Origin of the sequence: Dactylosporangium sp. CA-052675, from assembly GCF_050947935.1 — a bacterium.
GTDB lineage: Bacteria > Actinomycetota > Actinomycetes > Mycobacteriales > Micromonosporaceae > Dactylosporangium.
Genome location: NZ_CP192010.1, coordinates 6288284 through 6307545, shown reverse-complemented (window position 1 = coordinate 6307545; position 19262 = coordinate 6288284). Strand labels below are relative to the sequence as shown.

Sequence of the window (19262 nt, the reverse complement as noted above, 5' to 3'; positions counted from 1 at the left end):
CACACAAGGGTTTCAAGGCTTCCAGGGGTTTGCGGTTCATGCGCGGCCCTACCCAGCGGCGGGCGGCGCAATCGCGTTACCGGCTCCGCCCCGGCCGGCCGCGGCGCCGTGCCGTCCGGGCGGGCCGACGATGGCGGTCCGCCGGTGCGCTGTGGGGCGGATGGCTGGTCGCTCCGCGATGCCCCGGTCCGGCCCGCCGGACCGCGACGGCCCGATTGAGTCTCCGATACTCATGAACGCGCATCGGATTACCTCGATGCTGCTCATGCGATAACCCGCTGAGCAGGAGGTACCCGTGCTCCGCCGACCGTTGCTCGTCCTGTCCGCGATCGCCGTCGTCCTGCTCGCCGCGGCCCCCGCCCGAGCCCGGCCCGCCGCCGACCCCGCCGCCGCGCCGGCCGGGTGCGGCACGCAGCAGGCGCCGTCCGTGGTGAGCGCCAGCGACTACGAGGACGTCAACCCGCCGCGCAACGCCGTCGACGGCAACCCGGACACCCGCTGGTCCGGCTACGGCTTCGGCGCCTACCTGCAGCTGGAGCTGCCCGCCGCGGCCACCCTGTGCGCCGTGCGGGTCGCGTGGTTCCGCGGCGACGAACGCTGGAACGACTACACCGTCTACACCTCGGCGGACGGGGTGAGCTACCGCAACGTCAACGCCGGCCGCAGCACCGGCACGACGCGCGCGGCGGAGACCTACGCGTTCACTCCGCACCAGGCGCGCTTCGTGCGGATCGCGTTCTGGCAGAACGCCGAGCAGCACCTGTGGGCCAGCATCACGGAGGCGGCGGTGCTCGGCCTCGACGCCCCGGCCGGCTCGAACGTCGTCGTGGCGGTCGGGGACATCTCGCAGACCTGCGTGGCGGCCACCTGCCCGGCGGCCCGCACGGCGGCGCTGAGCGCGCAGATCGACCCGGCCCGCATCCTGGCCCTGGGCGACCAGCAGAACGGCAACGACACCTACGAGGACTTCCTGCGGTACTTCGACCGGACGTGGGGACCGTTGCGCAGCCGGATGCATCCCACGCCCGGCAACCACGAGTACGACGTGGCCGGGGCCGACGGCTACTTCCGCTACTTCGGCGCGGCCGCGAAACCCCAGGGCGCCAGCTGGTACAGCTTCGACCTCGGCACCTGGCACATCGTGTCGCTCAACTCCGAGTTCGACCGCGACGAGGGCGGCGCCCAGCTCGCCTGGCTGCGGGCCGACCTCGCCGCGACCGCCAGGCCGTGCGTCGCCGCCTACTGGCACCGGCCGAAGTTCAGCTCCGGCAGCGAGCACGGCAGCTTCCCCAACGTGAAGCCGTTCTGGGACGCGTTGTACGCCGCCGGCGCCGACCTGATCCTCAACGGCCACGACCACGACTACGAGCGGTTCGCGCCCCAGCGCCCCGACGGCGTCGCGACCCCGGCCGGCATCCGCGAGTTCGTCGTCGGCACCGGCGGTGCGGGCCTGCGCCCGTTCGGCACCACCGTCGCCAACAGCGAGCGGCGCATCGCCGACACGCACGGCGTCCTGCGTCTCGACCTCGGCGCGAACGACTACGCGTGGCGCTTCGTCGACATCGACGGCGTCACGCGCGACCAGGGCGGGCCGGTCGGCTGCCACTGAGCCGGCCGGTTGCTACGACATCGAGCACCCCACACAGAGGAGGTACCCCCGATGACATCACGATGGCGGCCGGTCCGGGCGCTGCTGGCGTGCGCGCTGGCCACGGCCGGGCTCGCGCTGGCCGCGCCCGGGTCCCCGGCCCAGGCCGACCCGGCCGGTGTGACGAGGACCCTGGACTGGGAGAACCCGGCGGACCGCACGGTGCCCCCGCCCGGCTTCTACAAGCAGTCCTGCTGCGGTACCACGTCCACCCGGATCGTCAGCGACGTCAAGCGCGACGGCGGATACGCCGCCCGCTTCGAGCTCAACAAGACCGACGCCGCGGTCTCCAACGGCAAGCGCTCCGAGCTGACCCAGCCCGACAGCCAGCCGGCCAACGCCGAGCGCTGGTACGGCTTCAGCATCTACCTGCCCAGCTCGTGGGTGTACGACCAGTCGCCCGAGATCGTCAGCCAGTGGCACCAGTGCGACGCGTCCCGGTGCGGCGGCGGCTCCCCGCCGCTGGCGCTGAAGACCGAGAAGGGCCACTGGAAGCTCGACATGCCGCTGCGCTCGCAGACGGTGGACCTCGACGCCTACAGCACGGGCACCTGGACCGACTGGGTGTTCCACGTCAAGTGGAGCACCGGCAGCTCGGGGCAGCTGGAGGTGTGGCGCAACGGCGTGTACAAGTTCGGCTTCACCGGCAGCCGCACGCACGCCGACACGCAGGGCTCGCCGTACTTCAAGTTCGGCATCTACAAGTGGGACTGGAACAGCGGCAGCACCCACCCCTCGGACACCACCCAGCGGGTCATGTACTACGACGCGCTGCGCCTGGGCGACGAGCGGGCCACGTTCGCCGACGTCGACCCGGCCCGCTCCGGTGGCGGCCCCTGCAACCGCGTGCAGCCGGTGGTGTCGGCGTCGGCGAGCACGTACGAGGACATCAACCCGCCGCAGTACGCGGTGGACGGGAGTCTGTCGACGCGTTGGTCCGGGTACGGTTTCGGGGCGTATCTGACGGTGGATCTGGGGGCGCAGCGCAGTGTCTGTGGTGCGGGGGTGGCGTGGCACCGTGGTGATGTGCGGTGGAACGACTACACGATTTATACGTCTGTCGATGGGGTGTCGTACACGAAGGCGTGGGAGGGGCGTAGTAGTGGTACGACGTTGCAGGCCGAGGTGACGACGTTCCCGGCTCGGCCGGCTCGCTACGTGAGGTATGCGTGGTGGAACAACGCCGAGGCCAACGGCTGGGCGAGCATCACCGAGGCGACCGCCCTGAGCGCCTGAGGTGGCCGGCCGGCGGCGGGACTCACCCGCCGCCGGCGGCCAGCGGGGCGAGCGCGAGCCGCTCGGCGAGGTGCCGGCGGCTGCCGATGGCCAGCTTCGTGTAGGACAACTGCAGCAGATTGCCCACGGTTCGCACCGAGATGCCGAGCCGCTGGGCGATCTCGCCGTTGCGCAGGCCCGCGGCCGCGAGCTCGCACACCTCCCGCTCGCGGGCGGTCAGCCGGGCGGGCGTGGTCGGGGTCGGCAGCCACGGCGGCGCGTGGCCGGCGCAGTGCTCGGCCGCTCGCCGCCGCGCCCGCCCGGCCGCCGGCGGCGCGGCCGGGTCGCACGCGGCCGCCGCCGCGGCCTCGAGGGCGAACCCGTGATAGCCCAGCGCCTCGAAGCGCTCGGCCGCCCGCAGCAGCGGCGCGGCGCGACCCCGCAGCAGGGCCTCGGCGTGCTCGGCGAACACCTCGAACAGCGGGCTGTCGCAGCGCTCGACGACGGCCCGCAGCCGCCGCACCGCCGCCGCGGAGCGGACCGGGGCCAGCCGGACGTGCAGGTACGCGCACTCGACGGCGGTGGTGAGCCGGCCCGCGGCGAGGTACCGCTCGGCCAGCCGGTCGGCGCGGTCGGCGGCGTGGGCGTGCCGCCCGCCGTGGGCCAGCACGAGCACCCGGTCCAGCTCCGCCCGGTCGCTCAGCGTGCTGCCCGGCGCCACCCGGTCATCGAGCTCGGCGAGGATCCGCCCGGCCCGGTCGGCCTCGCCGAGCGCGGCCAGGCACACCGCGTACTGCCCGGCGATGAACACCCGCAGCGGGAACGGCGTCCGCTCGTCCGCCAGCGCGTAGGCCTCGCGCAGCGCCGGGAGGGCCCGCGCCGGCCGGCCCGACCACCACTCGGCGACCCCGACGGCGTACGCGGCGGGCGCGGCGTCCTCGGTCCGGGAGCCGCGCAGCACCCGCGCGTAGTGCCGCCGGGCCACCGCGAGGCCCTCGCGGAGCCGCCCGGTCAGCACGAGCGCGTGGGTCTGACAGGTCAGGGTCGCCATCCGTACCGCGGTCCAGGCCGCAGGCGCCGGTCGCGGATCGCGCTCGGCACACACCTGGCCCGGCCGGCCCCGGAAGGTCAGCTGGTAGGTCCGCAGCGCCTCGCCGACGTCCCGGGTCAGCGGCCCGCCGCCCGAGGCGTCGACCGGCGCGAAGGCCCCGCCGGTGAACAGCGCGACGGCCTGGGCCGCGACCGTGAGCGCCGGCGAGCCGTCGGGCCGGTCCACGTGCCGCCGGGCCCGCTCGACCTCGGCCGCCGCCTCGTCGGTGCGCGACAGCCCCCAGAACAGGTTCAGCGCGCGAGCGGCCGCCGCCCGTGGGTCGTCGGGCCGCTCGAGGCACAGCCGCCGCAGGATCCGTTCGGCGTCGGCGGCCCGGCCCAGCGCCACCAGCGCCTCCGCGCGCAGCAGGGCGCCGTCGTGGCCGGGCACTGGCCGGGCCAGCCGGGCGGCGAGCACCGGTCGCCCGGCGCCCAGCGCGGCCCGGGCCGCGGCCAGCAGCGTCGCCGGGGGAACGGGCTCGGCCGCCTCGAGCCGCCACCACGCGCGCACCGGAGCGTCGTCGGGCCGATCGTCGTCGTCCGGGTGGGCGGCCCGCACGAGGTCGCGGAAGAGCCGGCGGCGCCGCAGCGACCCGACCGACGGCAGGACGCCCTCGACCTGCAGCGGGTGCGCCGGGCGGAGGACCGCACCGGCCGTCCGCACGACCTGCCCGGCCCCGACGAGGGCGTCCAGCGCCGCCCCGGCGACCACCGCGCGCAGGACCGCCTCCGGCAACGGGCCCGCCACCGCCAGGTACTCCAGCACCTCGGCCCCGCCCTCCGGCAACGGCTCGGCGCCGACCGCCCCCAGGTCGCACCAGCGGCGGGGATCGCCGACCGCGCCGCGCCAGGACCATACGTCCCGCACGGCGACGAGCCGGCCGCAGGTGAGCCCGACGCCGACGAGCCGGCGCAGCACGAGCGGGTTGCCGCGCGCCGCCCGCCACAGCCCGCGGACCGTCATCCCGTCGACCGGTCCGCCCAGCGCGGCGGTGAGCAGGGCCGCCGTGGCCGCCAGCGGCAGCGGGCGCAGCGGCAGCTGCGTGATCGGGCGCCGCTGCCACCAGAGCGAGCCGGCAGCGGCGGCGGGCCGGGCCGTGAGCAGCAGCCCCGCGCCGGTCCGCTCCGCCAGGTCGCGCACGAGCGCGGCGTCGGCCGCGCTCAGCCGGTCGGCGTCGTCGACACCGAGCACCGTCGGGCGGTCCCCGGCCAGCGCGCGCAGCGCCCGCGCCGCCGCGTCGAGCGACGGTGCCTCGCCGACTCCGGCGTCGGCCAGCAGCGCCGTGACGGCCGGCGGGGCGAGCGGGGAGGCGCCGGCGGCGGTACGGGCGACGACCGCGCCGCTCGCCCCGCAGCGGTCGAGGACCAGGCGGGCCAGCCGCGACTTGCCCAGCCCGGCCGAGCCGACGACGACGACGGCGCCCGAGCGCCGCAGCAGCGTGACGGCGTGCCGGGCGGTGTCCGCACGGCCCACGAGCGGCCAGCGCTGCTCGGCCGCGGCCCCGCCGGGTGCCGGGGTCACCGCGGGCTCCCCGGTGCGGCGCGGCGGTTGAGTACGGATCGCTCATGACCGATGGCCGATGCAGGGGTGACCGTGAATGCGTGCAGCCCACCCGAACGGAGGCCGTAACCATGTCCGTCTTGCTGTGCAGAACCGCGCCCGGCGTCGCCCGGCCGCTGCTCGCGATGAGCGCCCTGGCGCTGCTCGCCTCGACCGCGCTCGCCGCCGTGGCGGCCCGGCCCGCGGCCGCCGCGGGCCCGATCGGCAACGACGCCGACGGCATCGCCATGATGTACCCGACGAAGGCCGGCGGGCAGGTGTGGCGGCTGGGGGCCGACCCGGCCGGCGACTCGCGGCTCGACGGGCCGGCGCTGCGGCGCAACCCGGACGGCACGTTCAAGGTGACCGAGGCGAACACCCGCCTGGGCGTCCTGAGCGCCACCTACGACCACGACGACGAGGACAGCCTGGTGTGGTCGCAGCCGACGCTGCGGCGGGTGGGGTATCAGCACGACCCGTCCGACTGGCGCGATGTGGAGATCACCGGACACGTACGGCTCAACTCGGCCTCCGACGCCGATCAGGAGTTCACCTGGTACGCCCGCGGCGCCCGGCACACCGGCAGCGGCGCCACCCCGCAGACCTGCTGGGGCACGGCGTACAAGGCGAACCTGCGCTTCCGCGACGGCGCGACCCGATGGCAGAAGGAGCTCTTCCACGACGGCGGCGCCGGCTACGCCAGCCGGCCCTGGCAGAACGCGGGCGCGTCGGTGCAGGGCCGGCTCGTCGGCTTCAAGGCCGTCATGTTCAACACCGCGGCCGGGGTGCGGCTGGAGACGTACCTCGACCGCAACAACACCAACACGTGGACCCGGGTGGCGTCGTACGACGACCAGGGCGGCTGGGCGATCGACCAGGACAACCGCTGCGGCGGCGCCCGCGACGAGGTGGTGCGCTGGGGCGGGCCGATCGCCACGTTCCGGTGGGACCTCGCCCAGGACGTCGACGTGACGCGGCTGAGCATCCGGGAGATCAACCCCGGGGCCATCTGCAACCGCGTGCAGCCGGTGGTGTCGGCGTCGGCGAGCACGTACGAGGATGTGAACCCGCCGCGCAATGCCGTGGACGGGAGTCTGTCGACGCGTTGGTCCGGGTATGGCTTCGGGGCGTATCTGACGGTGGATCTGGGGGCGCAGCGCAGTGTCTGTGGTGCGGGGGTGGCGTGGCACCGTGGTGATGTGCGGTGGAACGACTACACGATTTATACGTCTGTCGATGGGGTGTCGTACACGAAGGCGTGGGAGGGGCGTAGTAGTGGTACGACGTTGCAGGCCGAGGTGACGACGTTCCCGGCTCGGTCGGCTCGCTACGTGAGGTATGCGTGGTGGAACAACGCCGAGGCCAACGGCTGGGCGAGCATCACCGAGGCGACCGCCCTCGGCGCATAAGGATCGGGTCGCGTCCCGGCCGGTGGTCACCCCACGGCCGCCGATCGGGACGCGGGCGCGGCCAGCACCCGGGGGAGGCCGTCGCGGCCGGTCACGCCGAGCTTGCGGTAGACGCGGTAGAGGTGGTTGCCGACGGTGCGCACGGACAGCCGCAGGCGCTGGGCGATGGCCTCGTTGGGCAGCCCGGCGGCGGCCAGGTCGGCGATCTGACGCTCCCGGACCGTCAGCGCGGCCGGCCGGGCCACGCCCTCCGCCCACGGCGGCACGAACCCCTCGCACCGCTCGCCGAGCGTCGCGAGCAGCGGCCGGAACCGGCTGTCGCGGACCTTCCCCTCCATGCGCACGCCCGACGCCGCGGCCTCCAGCGCCACCGCCGCGTAGCCCCGCCCGGCCAGGTCCTCGCAGGCGGCCGCCAGCCGGTCCACGTCGCGGTGCGCCAGTGCGTCGACGTGGTCGGCGAAGACCACGAACAGCGGGCTGTCGGCGCGCCGCGCGGCCTGCCGCAGGGCCTCGGCCACCGCGGCACCCGGCCGCAGCCGACCGGCCAGGTACAGGCTGTCGGCGGCGCTGGTGAGCCGGTCCAGGGCCAGGTACCGCTCGCCGAGCGCCGCCGCGATGCGGGCTCCGCCGGCGGCGTCACCGCGGTGGGCCCGGCACCGCGCCTCGGCCATGTCCAGATGTCCGCCGAGCACCGAGCCGGACGGCAGCCGCGCCCGCATGTACCGCACCGTCGAGGCGGCCGCCGCGCCCCGGCCGAGCGCGGCCAGGCAGGCGGCGTACTCGCTGAACACGTACGCCTGGATGGGGAACGGGGTGTGCTCGTCGATGAGGGCCCGCGCCTCCCGCAGGTAGGGCAGGGCGCGCGCGGGCCGCCCCGCCCACACCTCGCAGACCCCCAGCTCCAGCGAGAGCATCGCCACCTCCGACGCGGCGCCGCGGGGGAGTGCCGCGCGGTGGTACGCGCGCCCGGTGGACAGCGCGGCCGCCAGCTCGCCGGCCATGGCCAGCGCGTGGACGTGGCAGGCGGCGGCCGCGCCGCGCATCGACGCCCACGCGCGGGGCGCGGCCAGGTCGCCGTCGCGGAACCCGGCCACGACCCGGGCCGGGGCGCCGGCGAAGACCGCGGCGTACGCGCGGATCGCGGACGCGGCGCCGGCGACGACGCTGTCGGTCACCCCGTCGCCGAGGGCCCCGTCGCCGCGGCCGTCGCCGAAGACGGACAGCGCCAGCGCGGCCACGCCGAGCCGCGGGTCGGCGCGCTGCTCGGCCGGCAGGGTCCGCCGGGCCCGATCGACCACCGCCGCGGCCTGCTCCGGGCGGCGCAGGCCCCAGAACAGGTTGAGGGCCCGCAGGGCGGCCAGCCCGGCGCGGTCGGCCGCCGGCAGATGCTCGTGGCCGCCGTCGAGCAGTGCCTCGGCCGCGACCGCGTTGTCCTGCGCGACGAGCGCCCCGGCCAGCACCTCCACCCCGGCCGCGCCGGCACTGCGCGCCAGGGACTCGGCGCGGACCGCGTCGCCGCGGTCCAGGGCGTCCCGCGCGGCGCGCAGGATGTCCGGCACGGGCACCCGCTCCCGGGCCGCCAGGCGCCACAGCACCGAGCGCAGGTGCGCGCCGGGGCCGGGCATGCCGGCCGCGTCGACCGCCGCGGCCAGCCGCCCGTAGAGCGCCCGGCGGTCGCGGTCGGAGACGGTGGCCCGCATCAGCTCGCCGTACAACGGGTGGCCGCACCGCACCAGCAGCCCCTGCGCGAAGCGGTCGACCCGGATCAGCTGCCGCCGCTCCAGGGCCTCCAGGACCGGCAGCGGGGCCAGCGTCTCCAAGGCGTCGGCGGACATCGGCTCGCCGTGCGCCACGTACCGCAGCGCGGCGCGCTCCTGCGTGTCGAGCCGGCGCAGGACGTCGGCGACCAGGTCGCGCAGGCCCTCGTGGGAGCAGATCGTGCCGTGCCAGCGCCACAGCCCGTCGACCGGGCGCAGCCGGCCCGCGGCGAGCCCGGCGTCGACGAGGTGGCGCAGGAACAGCGGGTTGCCGCGGGTGATCCCGCTGAGCCGGCGCAGGGTGAGCCGGTCGAGCGGTCCGCCGAGCACGGCGCGGATCAGCGCGTCGACGGCCGCCGGACGCAGCGGGCCGATCGACACCCGCTGCAGCGTCGGGCGGGCCTGCAGCGCCCGCAGCGCCGGGGCGTCCATCGCCTCGGGCCGGGCGGTCACGAGCAGCTTGGCGGGCACGGCGCCGGCCAGGTGCTGCACGAGGGCGGTCGAGGCGGCGTCGAGGTGCTGGGCGTCGTCGATGTGCAGCAGCACCGGCCGGCCCGCGGCCCGCTGCCGCAGTGCCCGGGTGGCCGCGGTGAACGCGCGGGCCAGCCCGTCGCCGCCCGCGGCCGGCAGCAGCGGGGCCGCCGCGGCGAGCGGCAGCCCGTCGGCCGCCTCCCAGCCGGACAGGGTCGACACCAGCATGCCGGCGTCCGTGCACCGCCGCGCGACCTCCTGCGCCAGGCGGGACTTGCCGACGCCGGCCTCGCCGGTGAGCAGCACGCCGGCCTCGTCGGTGCCGCCGAGCAGTGCCGACAGGTGCTGTACCTCGGTCGATCGGCCCACGAGCGGCCAGTGCACCGCCGGCGTGGCAAGGGTCGTCGCAGTCACCGTGGCTCCCACGCGTGTCGGCGGCGACGCGCGGTCGTGCGACACCATCCGTGCGGTGCCGGGACGTCGCCGCGCCCCTATGCTCACCGCCCCGGCCGACCGGCGCAACCGTAGGGGCGGATTCGTGTTGAGCAACGACTACTCATGCGCGCGGCCCGGGCGGCACCTACGGTCCGCCCGATCGGCCCGCCGCCCGGCCGGGCCGGCGTCGTCGCGCGGTGGGCGCCGTGCGGGGTGCGGCGCGCATCCGACGGCCGGCGATGAGGACCGGCACCCGGCGGCCACGGGGCCGGCGGTAAACACCGTCAATGGCCTCGGCAAACACGCCGCCGAGCGCCGCGCAACAGTCCGGTAACTTGATGTTGACGATGCCGAGACAAGCGGCTAGCTTACCTGCTAGGCGGCTGTCGAAGCGCTTCGACAGATGCTTCGGAAGTTGCGAACAAGACGGAGCTGACATGAAGCGGATCATGGCAACGGCCGCCGCGGCGGCCTTACTTCTCAGCGGGTGCGGTGGCGGGAACGGCGGCGCGAACGCCCCGGCCAACTCCTCCAAGGACGTCGTCATCGGATGGATCTCCCCCGACGCGACCTCGTCCACCCGCTGGGACACGCAGGACCGGCCCGCGTTCGAAAAGGCCGTGCAGACGCTGGCCCCGGGCGCGAAGGTCATCGCCAGCACCGCCCCCAACGACCAGGCGATGCTGCAGCAGGCGGAGTCGGCGATCACCCAGGGCGCCAAGGTCCTCGTGATCAACCCGATCACCGCCGAGGGGGCCCTCCCGGTCGTCGACCTCGCGAAGCGCGAACACGTCGCCGTGATCTCATACGAGGGGCTCATCGCCAAGGCGCACCTCGACGGGTACATCACCTTCAACAACCTCGAGGTCGGTCGGCTGCAGGCGAAGTACATCGTCGACCACGCCGCCCCGGGGGCGACCGTCGCGGTGATGAACGGCGCCCAGGTGTGCGAGGCGTGCATCGCGTTCAAGAAGGGCGCGCACGAGGTCTTCGACCCGGCCGTCCAGTCCGGCAAGATCAAGATCGGCTACGAGGCGGACACCCCCAACTGGGAGGCGACCAAGGCGCAGGCCCAGACCGACCAGGCGCTGACCAAGCTCGACGACAAGGTCGACGGCATCCTCGCGGCCAACGACGGACTGGCGGGCGGCGTCATCGCCTCGCTCAAGGCGCGCCAGCTCAACGGCAAGGTCGTCGTCACCGGCCAGGACGCCACGGTCGCGGGGCTGCAGGAGATCCTGCTGGGCAACCAGACCATGACCGTCTACAAGGACCTGCACAAGCAGGCGCAGGCGGCGGCCAAGGCCGCGGTGGCGCTGGCGATGGGCAAGCCGGGCGAGACGGGCCTGACCGACACCTACGACAACGGCGGCAACGCGGTTCCCGCCCTGTTCCTGCAGCCGATGGCGGTGGACCGCGCGAACATCAAGCAGGTGTTCGACGACGGCTTCGTCACCAAGGCCCAGATCTGCACCGGCGACGTTGCGAGCAAGTGTGACTTCTGAGCACAGCCGCGGCGCCGGGCTGCGCCTGGAGATGCGCGGCATCCGCAAGAGCTTCGGCAGCGTCGAGGCGCTGCGCGGGGTCGACCTCGAGGTGCGGCCGGGCGAGATCATGGCGCTGGTCGGCGACAACGGCGCCGGCAAGTCGACGCTCGTCAAGACCCTGTCCGGGGCGCAGCCGGCCGACGCGGGGACCATCCGCGTCGACGGCGCGCCGGTCGGCATCAGCAGCCCCCAGGACGCCGTCCGGGCCGGGATCGAGACGGTCTACCAGGACCTCGCGCTGTGCGACAACCTCGACGTCGTGGCCAACCTGTACCTGGGCCGCGAGCTGCGCAGCCCGCGGCCGGGGCTGCTCGGGCGATTTCTCGCGCGGGGCCGGATGAGCCACCACGCACGACAGGTGCTCGACGAGCTGGCGGTGACCCTGCCGGCGCTGAGCACGCCGGTCGCCGCGCTCTCGGGCGGCCAGCGCCAGGCGATCGCCGTCGGCCGCGCGGTGCTGTGGGGCTCGAAGGTCGTCGTCCTCGACGAGCCGACGGCGGCCCTCGGCGTCCAGCAGACCGCCACCGTCTACCGGCTCATCCGCACGCTGAGCGAGCGCGGCGTCTCGGTGGTCCTGATCTCGCACAACATGGTCGACGTGTTCGAGCTCGCCGACCGGATCACCGTGCTGCGCCTGGGCGAGGGGGCCGGGGTCTTCAACCCGGCCGAGTCGACCCCGCAGGACGTGATCGCGGCGATCACCGGCGGCAACGTCGTGCCTCTCGGGGGGAAACGAGCATGAGTACCGAGGTGTCGATCGCACCGCCCGCGGCGCGATCCCGGGCGCGCCGGACCAGGTTCGGCGGCGACCTCGGCCCCTGGCCGGTGCTCGTCGGCCTGGTGTGCATCGCCGTGGGCTTCCAGGCGGCGAACTCCGCGTTCCTGACGCCCCGCAACCTGTCCAACCTGATCCTGCAGACCGGCACCCTGGTGGTGCTGACCCTCGGCATCATGCTCGTCCTGCTCATCGGCGAGATCGACCTGTCGATCGGGGCGGTCAGCGGCGTCACGGCCTGCGTCATGGGCATCATGTCGGCGTTGCACGGCTGGCCGGCGTGGGCGGCGATCGCGCTCGCGATCGCCCTGGGAGCCGTGATCGGGCTCGTCCAGAGCTCCTGGATCGTGGCCTTCAAGGCGCCGTCGTTCATCGTGACGCTCGCCGGCATGCTCGTCTGGCAGGGGGCGCAGCTGATCCTGCTCTCCGACCAGAACGGCCAGCTGCGCATCGAGGACTCGGTGATCACCAGCATCGCGTCCAACTACCTGCCCCGGCCGGTGGGGTGGACCCTGACGCTGCTCGTCGCGCTGGCCGGCGCGGGATGGGTCGTCGTGCGCCGGTACCTGTCCCAGCGGGCCGGGTACGGCACGAACTCCCTCGCGGCCGACCTGGGCCGGGTGCTGGCCATCGTCGCGGCCCCAATCGTGGTGATGCTCGTCCTCGACAGCTACCTCGGCGTGCCGTACATGCTGGTGGCCGTCCTGGCCGTCACCGTGACCCTGGCCGTCGTCACCGGGTTCACGGTCTTCGGCCGGCACATCTACGCCGTCGGCGGCAACGCGGAGGCGGCCCGGCGCACCGGGGTCCGCGTCGGTTCCCTGCGGATCACCGTGTTCGTGATCGCCTCCGCCCTCGCCGCGTTCGCCGGCGTCCTGGAGGCCTCGCGCGGGTTCGCCGTGTCCGTCAACTCCGGCGGTGGCAACGCCGCGCTCAACGCGATCGCGGCCGCGGTCATCGGCGGCACGAGCCTGTTCGGCGGGCGGGGCCGGGTCGTCGGCGCGCTGCTGGGCGCGCTGGTCATCAGCAGCGTCCAGAACGGGCTCGCCCTCATCGGCCAGACGGCGGCGACCCAGATCATCGCGACGGGCCTGATCCTGCTCGCCGCCGTGACGCTCGACATGAGCGCGCGCCGCAAGAACAAGGGGACACGGACGTGACGATGCCGGAGCACTCGAACAGCGTCGGCCCGGATGCCCTGGCGGCACTGCCCGCGGGCTTCCGGTGGGGCAGCGCCACGGCCGCCTACCAGGTGGAGGGCGCCGCCCGGGAGGACGGCCGCGGCCAGTCCATCTGGGACACGTTCAGCCACACGCCGGGCCGGACCTGCAACGGCGACACCGGCGACGTCGCGGCGGACCACTACCACCGGTACCCCGAGGACGTGCGGCTCATGGCCGAGTTCGGGCTCAACGCGTACCGGTTCTCGATCTCGTGGCCGCGGATCCTCCCGCAGGGCCGGGGCACGGTGAACCAGGCCGGGCTCGACCACTACGACCGGGTCGTGGACACCCTGCTCGAACACGGCATCGAGCCGATGGTGACGCTCTTCCACTGGGACCTGCCGCAGGCGCTGGAGGACGAGGGCGGCTGGTTCAACCGCGACACCGCGCACCACTTCGCCGACTACGCCCAGGTGGTGCTCGAGCGCCTGGCCGACCGGGTCCCGCTGTGGCTGACCCACAACGAACCCTGGACCGTCATCGGTCAGGGCTACTCGCGGGGGCTGCACGCGCCCGGACACCGTGACTACCACCGGGCCGGCACGGCCATCCACCACATGCTGCTCGGGCACGGGGAGGCCGTCCAGCGCTTCCGGGCGGTGGCCCCGGGCTCGGCGCAGGTGGGCATCACGCTGTCCATGGCGGTGGCCCGGCCGTGGTCGGACGCGCCGGCCGACGTCGCGGCGGCGCGGCTCCTCGACGGCGAGCAGAACCGCGTGTACCTGGACCCGCTGCTGCGCGGGGCCTATCCGGAGGACCTCGACCGGCTCTTCCCGACGCTGTTCGACCCGTCGGTGGTCCGCGCGGACGATCTGGGCGTCATCGGTACCGGGATCGACTTCCTCGGGGTGAACTACTACCTCAACCACATCGTGAAGGCCGATCCGACGGTGCCGGTGCTCGGCGCGCGGCTCATCGACCCGCCCGGCCCGATGATGAGCGCCGGCATCGCGGCGGTGCCGGCCGGCCTGCACGACTGCCTCGCCCGGGTCCACCGCGAGTACCGCGAACTGCCGATGTACGTCACCGAGGTCGGCGCCTCGATCCACGACTACGTCGACCCGGACGGCCGGGTGAAGGACCAGCCCCGCATCGACTATCTGCGCACCTGCGTGGAGTCGATCGCGCGGGCGGTCGTCGAGGGCATCGACGTGCGCGGCCTCTACGTCTGGTCGCTGCTGGACAACCTGGAGTGGGACCTGGGCTACTCGATCCGGTTCGGGCTGTTCTACGTCGACTACCGGACCCAGCAGCGCGTACCGAAGGACAGCGCGTACTGGTACCGGCAGGTCATCGCGGAGCACGCGGCCGGCGAGGGCCCCCGGTAGTGGTCACCATCGCCGACGTCGCTCGGCACGCGGGGGTGTCGGTCAGCACGGTCAGCTACACGCTGTCCGGCAAGCGGCCGATCTCGGCGTCGACGCGCGCGCGGATCGCCCGCAGCGTCGCCGAGCTCGGCTATCGGCCCAACGCCACGGCGCAGGCCCTGGCGAGCAGGCGGACCAACACCCTCGCCCTGATGGCACCGCTGCGCGCGGACAACAACGTCCCGGTCATCATGCAGTTCGTCGCCGGGATCGCCGCGGCGGCCCGGGCCCACGACCACGACATCCTCCTGCTGACCCAGAGCGAGGGCGTGGAGGGGGTACGGCGGGTCCGGGAGACGGCGCTGGTCGACGCGGTGATCGTGATGGACATCGAGGCCGACGACGCCCGCCTGCCGGTGCTGCGGGCCTTGGGCCTGCCGGCCGTGCTCATCGGCACGACGCCGAACGCCGGCGGCCTGGTCTGGGTCGACCTCGACTTCGGCCGGGCCGCCGAGGCCTGCGTCGAGCACCTGGCCGGGCTCGGGCACCGGTCGGTGCTCATGCTCGGCTCCCCGAGCGCCGTGTACGAGCGCCGCAGCGGCTACGCCCTGGCGTTCGCGGCCGGCTTCGAGTCCGCCGTCCGGCGCCACGGCATCGACGGCCGCTGGCGCCCCAGCGAACCGGCGTACCGGGCCGCGAGCGCGCTGCTGGAACGGGAACTGGCGGGGCGGCCGCGGCCGACGGCCCTCGTCGTGCACAACGAGGGCATCCTCGGCGCCGTCCTCGGCACGCTGCGCCGCCTCGACCTGCGGGTGCCCGAGGACATCTCCGTGGTGGCGCTCTGCCCGGAGCAGACGGCGGTCAACCAGGTGGTCGAGCTGACCGGGGTCGCCGTCCCGGCCGAGCGGATCGGCCGGGCCGCCGTCGAGATGGTCCTGCGGCAGGTCGACGGCGACGGCACCGCGCGGACCCGCCTCATCGCCCCCGAGCTCACGCTCCGGCAGAGCACGGCGCGCCGTGCGTAACCCCTCTCCCACCCCGACGACTCCTTGGGACAGATCGCGATGAAGTTCAACGACGGGTACTGGCTGCTGCGCGAGGGCGTCACGGCGCGGTACGCGACCGACGCGCTGGACGTGCGCACCAGCGATGCCAGCGCCTCGATCGCGGTGCTGACCAAGCGCAACGAGCACCGCGGTTCGGTGCTCAACACGCCCACGATCACCGTGGAGCTCTCCGCGCCCGCCCCGGACGTGGTGCGCGTGCGGGCGAGCCACCGCGCGGTGGTCGAACCCCCGTCGGTGGGGTTCGAGATCTCGCCGGACCCGGTCGAGGTGCGCGTGGAACGCGACGACGCGACGGTCCGGGTGACCGCCGGTCGGCTCAGCGCCGAGGCGGCGGCGGCCGGTCCGTGGGGGTTGCGCTTCCTCGGCGCCGGTACCGCGCTGACGTCCTCGGGCTTCAAGTCGCTGGCCTCGATGACCGATGCGGCCGCGGGCGACTTCATGATCGAGCGCCTGACGCTGCCGGTGGGGGCCAACGTCTACGGGTTCGGAGAGCGCTTCACGCCCTTCGTGAAGAACGGCCAGGTGGTCGACACCTGGAACCAGGACGGCGGGACGGCCAGCGAACAGGCGTACAAGTCCGTCCCCTTCTTCGTGACCGACGCCGGCTTCGGGGTCTTCGTCAACTCGCCGGCGCGGGTCTCGTTCGAGGTGGCGTCCGAGATCGTCTCCGCCGTGCAGTTCTCGACGCCCGGCCCGCAGCTGGAGTACCTGGTGATCTACGGCCCGACACCGGCCGAGATCCTGCGCCGGTACACCGCGCTGACCGGCCGCCCCGCCCTGCCGCCGCGGTGGTCGTTCGGCCTGTGGCTGTCGACCTCGTTCACCACCGACTACGACGAGGCGACGGTCACGCACTTCGTCGAGGGGATGGCGCAGCGGGACCTGCCGCTGAGCGTGATCCATTTCGACTGCTACTGGATGCGCGCCCTGCACTGGTGCGACTTCGAGTGGGACCGGCGGGTGTTCCCGGAGCCGGACGAGATGCTGCGGCGGCTCGGCGACCGGGGGCTGCGGCGCAGTGTCTGGATCAACCCGTACATCGGCCAGCGCTCGCCGGTGTTCCAGGAGGCCGCCGAGGCCGGCTATCTGCTGCACCGCCCGGACGGCACCGTGTGGCAGTCGGACCTGTGGGTCGCGGGCATGGGCATCGTCGACTTCACCAACCCGGCCGCGCGCGAGTGGTTCGCGGGCAAGGTCCGGGCACTGCTCGAGTCCGGGGTGGACGCCGTGAAGACCGACTTCGGCGAGCGCATCCCCACGGACGTCGTGTGGTTCGACGGGTCGGACCCGCAGCTCATGCACAACTACTATCCGTTGCTGTACAACCGGACGGTCTTCGACGAGCTGCGCCGGCACCGGGGCGAGGGCGAGGCCGTCGTCTTCGCCCGCTCCGCCACCGTCGGCGGCCAGCAGTTCCCCGTGCACTGGGGCGGCGACTGCGAGTCCACGTACACCGCGATGGCCGACTCGCTGCGCGGCGGACTCTCCCTGGGCCTCGGCGGATTCGGCTTCTGGAGCCACGACATCGGGGGGTTCGAGGGCACCCCGTCCGCCGCGCTCTTCAAGCGTTGGGTGGCCTTCGGGCTGCTCTCCTCGCATTCGCGGCTGCACGGCTCGGACTCCTACCGGGTGCCGTGGGCGTTCGACGAGGAGGCGGTCGCCGTCACCCGCCGGTTCGCGCGGCTCAAGAACGCGCTCATGCCCTACCTGTGGGCGGCGGCCGTGGACGCGCACCGGCGCGGGATACCGGTCATGCGAGCGATGCTGCTCGAGTTCCCGCAGGACCGGACGTCGTCGTTTCTCGATCGGCAGTACATGCTCGGCCCGGACCTGCTCGTCGCGCCGGTCTTCAGCGACGAGGGAGACGTCGAGTTCTACCTGCCCGGCGGGGTGTGGACCAGCTACCTCGACGGCACGACGGTGAGCGGGCCGGGCTGGGTCCGGCAGCGGCACGACTTCTCGTCGCTTCCCCTGCTGGTGCGGCCCGGAGCGGTGATCCCCCTCGGCGCCCGCACCGACCGGCCCGACTACGACGACGCCCTGGCCCCGGTGTTCGAGGTCTTCGGGATGGCCGACGGCGACCGGCGCGTCGCCACGCTCTTCGACGCCGCCGGCGCCGAGCGCGTGGTCGTCGAGGTGTCCCGGACGGGATCGCAGCTGCGGGCGGTCGTCACCCGCGGGCTCGAGCACCTGACCGAGGGCTGGACCGTGTGCTGGGTCACCGGGCCGCGCGGCCCGGGGCGAGGGCCCCGCGCGTCCGCCTCCGCCACCGAGCAGACCCTGACCCTGGCCGTCGACTGACCGGCCGCCGTCCTCCGCCGGCCCACGGATCTGACGGTCCGTGGGCCGGCCGGCCGCGTTATGTAGTTGCGCGGAGTGTGCTTCTTCCAGCTAGCAGGTCTAGGCAGGGCCGGCGGCCCTGCGTAACGTCATGACTCGCTCGCCCCGGTTCGTGCCCACACCAGGTGGCGCCGGGACGGGCCCGCTGAGTCGTGCCATGCACGAGCCGGGGACCCACCGCACGTCTGGGGTGAATCCGCGGGCCGAGTGCCCGCGGTAGGGCGACCTTCGCGCCCGAATCCGTCAGCTAACCCGGTAAGCGGATGCGTGAGGGAGATTCGCCTGTGCACAGCCGCAACCCCTGTTGCAGCCATCCTCGCCCGGAGCATGTAGGCCCGGGTCCGCGTCGATCACCGGCGGCCGAGCGCTGATCACACGCAGGGCGGACCGCCGCCGCGCGGCGCCGAGTTGTGCTGCGGGCGGGCCGGGACGCGTTGCTCCGCGCGGCCCACGCCGTATCGCGGTGGCCGGCCCATGCGGCTTGCCCCGAGCGCCGTGCCGCGCGCACAACCCTCGATGCTCAACCCTGATCGACCGCCCCTGCGCGGGGTTCTTGAGGAGAGTCGCAATGCATGTCGAACCCGTACGTGAGCAGGCCGGCCGCGTCCGAGGCATCCGCCGGGTGCGAGCGGTCGCGATCTCGGGCGCGCTGCTCGCCGCGACCGCCGCGGCCGTCAGCGCGTGCGGCCAGGTCGCCGACACGTCGTCGGCCCCCGCGGCCGCCGTGGGTGCGCCGGCGACGGCGCAAGCGCCGGCGGCCGAGGGCGGTGCCGCCGGAAGCGCTCCCGACCCGGCCACCCCGGCGCCGACGCGGTCGACGGCCGCGGCCCCGGCGGCGAAGCAGCTCGCCTACGACTTCCAGCTGCAGCCCAATTTCTACTACTGCGGCCCGGCGGCCACCCGGATCGCGCTGACCGCGGCGGGCCACGCCATCAGCCAGGACCGGGCCGCGTCGATGCTCGGCACCACCACGAGCGGGACGAACTCGGCCCTGGACACCACGCGGGTGCTCAACAGCGTGATCGGCAACGGCCGCACGGTGTACCGGACCAGGGAGATTCCGGCCTACCCGGCGACGTCGGCGCAGGCCAAGCAGTTGCAGGCCGACGTGGTGTCCACCGTCAGCAGCGGGCGGGCGATCGTCGCCAACATCGCCGGGCACCTCACGGACAACGCCGGCGTCTTCCACTCCTACGAGGGCGGGCACTACCTCACCGTCGTGGGATACCAGGACGGTGGCAGCACGGTGAAGATCGCCGATCCGGCCAACCCCCGGGGCGACGGCACCTACTGGGTCAGCACCCCCAAGCTGGCCGACTGGATCTCCCAGCGGGGCTACTCGTATTGATGTCTGCGACCGCGAACGTTCACCGGGGACGCATTGAACCCGACGCCGAAGACATGACATAGATGAAGGCCGACGTGCCCGGGGGTGGCGC

12 protein-coding genes and 1 riboswitch are annotated in these 19262 nt (G+C 74.1%); of the genes, 10 read left to right on the top strand and 2 right to left on the bottom strand.

Annotated features, from left to right (window positions below):
* The first annotated feature begins 295 nt into the window (after positions 1-295).
* Both ACQP1P_RS28065 and ACQP1P_RS28060 read left to right on the top strand, forming a co-directional pair.
* Positions 296-1609 carry a discoidin domain-containing protein gene (locus ACQP1P_RS28065; protein ID WP_433074816.1) on the top strand — a complete coding sequence of 438 codons (1314 nt, stop codon included), beginning with the start codon at positions 296-298 and terminating at the stop codon, positions 1607-1609.
* A 51-nt stretch (positions 1610-1660) separates the two neighbouring features.
* The gene (locus ACQP1P_RS28060) at positions 1661-2884 is read left to right on the top strand and encodes a heparin lyase I family protein (RefSeq protein ID WP_433074813.1); all 1224 of its coding nucleotides are present in this window, start codon (positions 1661-1663) and stop codon (positions 2882-2884) included.
* Between the two features lie 22 nt (positions 2885-2906).
* On the opposite strand, the gene ACQP1P_RS28055 is transcribed toward ACQP1P_RS28060, so the two are convergent.
* Positions 2907-5474 (bottom strand): LuxR C-terminal-related transcriptional regulator, encoded by a 2568-nt coding sequence (locus ACQP1P_RS28055; RefSeq protein WP_433074810.1) that lies wholly within the window; start codon positions 5472-5474, stop codon positions 2907-2909.
* A gap of 110 nt (positions 5475-5584) precedes the next feature.
* Here ACQP1P_RS28055 and ACQP1P_RS28050 point away from each other — a divergent pair, with 110 nt between their 5' ends.
* Positions 5585-6901 (top strand): discoidin domain-containing protein, encoded by a 1317-nt coding sequence (locus ACQP1P_RS28050; RefSeq protein ID WP_433074807.1) that lies wholly within the window; start codon positions 5585-5587, stop codon positions 6899-6901.
* Positions 6902-6927: 26 nt separating this feature from the next.
* Here the strand turns inward: ACQP1P_RS28050 and ACQP1P_RS28045 are convergent, their stop codons facing one another.
* The gene (locus ACQP1P_RS28045; protein WP_433074804.1) at positions 6928-9543 is read right to left on the bottom strand and encodes an AAA family ATPase; all 2616 of its coding nucleotides are present in this window, start codon (positions 9541-9543) and stop codon (positions 6928-6930) included.
* Positions 9544-10001: 458 nt separating this feature from the next.
* Here ACQP1P_RS28045 and ACQP1P_RS28040 point away from each other — a divergent pair, with 458 nt between their 5' ends.
* The 7 genes from ACQP1P_RS28040 (at position 10002) to ACQP1P_RS28010 (ending at position 19171) form a co-directional block, all read left to right on the top strand.
* Positions 10002-11069: a sugar ABC transporter substrate-binding protein gene (locus tag ACQP1P_RS28040; protein ID WP_433074801.1), complete on the top strand. Its 1068-nt coding sequence runs from the start codon at positions 10002-10004 to the stop codon at positions 11067-11069.
* Entirely contained in the window at positions 11059-11853 is a 795-nt protein-coding gene (locus tag ACQP1P_RS28035) for an ATP-binding cassette domain-containing protein (RefSeq protein WP_433074798.1), read from the top strand. The genes ACQP1P_RS28040 and ACQP1P_RS28035 overlap by 11 nt, the downstream gene beginning before the upstream one ends.
* Entirely contained in the window at positions 11850-13046 is a 1197-nt protein-coding gene (locus ACQP1P_RS28030; protein ID WP_433074795.1) for a sugar ABC transporter permease, read from the top strand. The genes ACQP1P_RS28035 and ACQP1P_RS28030 overlap by 4 nt, the downstream gene beginning before the upstream one ends.
* A gap of 2 nt (positions 13047-13048) precedes the next feature.
* Positions 13049-14437, top strand: coding sequence for a GH1 family beta-glucosidase (locus ACQP1P_RS28025; protein WP_433090144.1), 1389 nt, complete (start codon positions 13049-13051; stop codon positions 14435-14437).
* Entirely contained in the window at positions 14437-15441 is a 1005-nt protein-coding gene (locus tag ACQP1P_RS28020) for a LacI family DNA-binding transcriptional regulator (protein WP_433074792.1), read from the top strand. The genes ACQP1P_RS28025 and ACQP1P_RS28020 overlap by 1 nt, the downstream gene beginning before the upstream one ends.
* A 39-nt stretch (positions 15442-15480) precedes the next feature.
* Positions 15481-17784 carry an alpha-xylosidase gene (yicI, locus tag ACQP1P_RS28015; protein WP_433074789.1) on the top strand — a complete coding sequence of 768 codons (2304 nt, stop codon included), beginning with the start codon at positions 15481-15483 and terminating at the stop codon, positions 17782-17784.
* 172 nt (positions 17785-17956) lie between these two features.
* Positions 17957-18100, top strand: a riboswitch (cyclic di-AMP (ydaO/yuaA leader).
* A gap of 291 nt (positions 18101-18391) precedes the next feature.
* Positions 18392-19171, top strand: coding sequence for a C39 family peptidase (locus ACQP1P_RS28010; protein WP_433074786.1), 780 nt, complete (start codon positions 18392-18394; stop codon positions 19169-19171).
* Positions 19172-19262 lie beyond the last annotated feature (91 nt).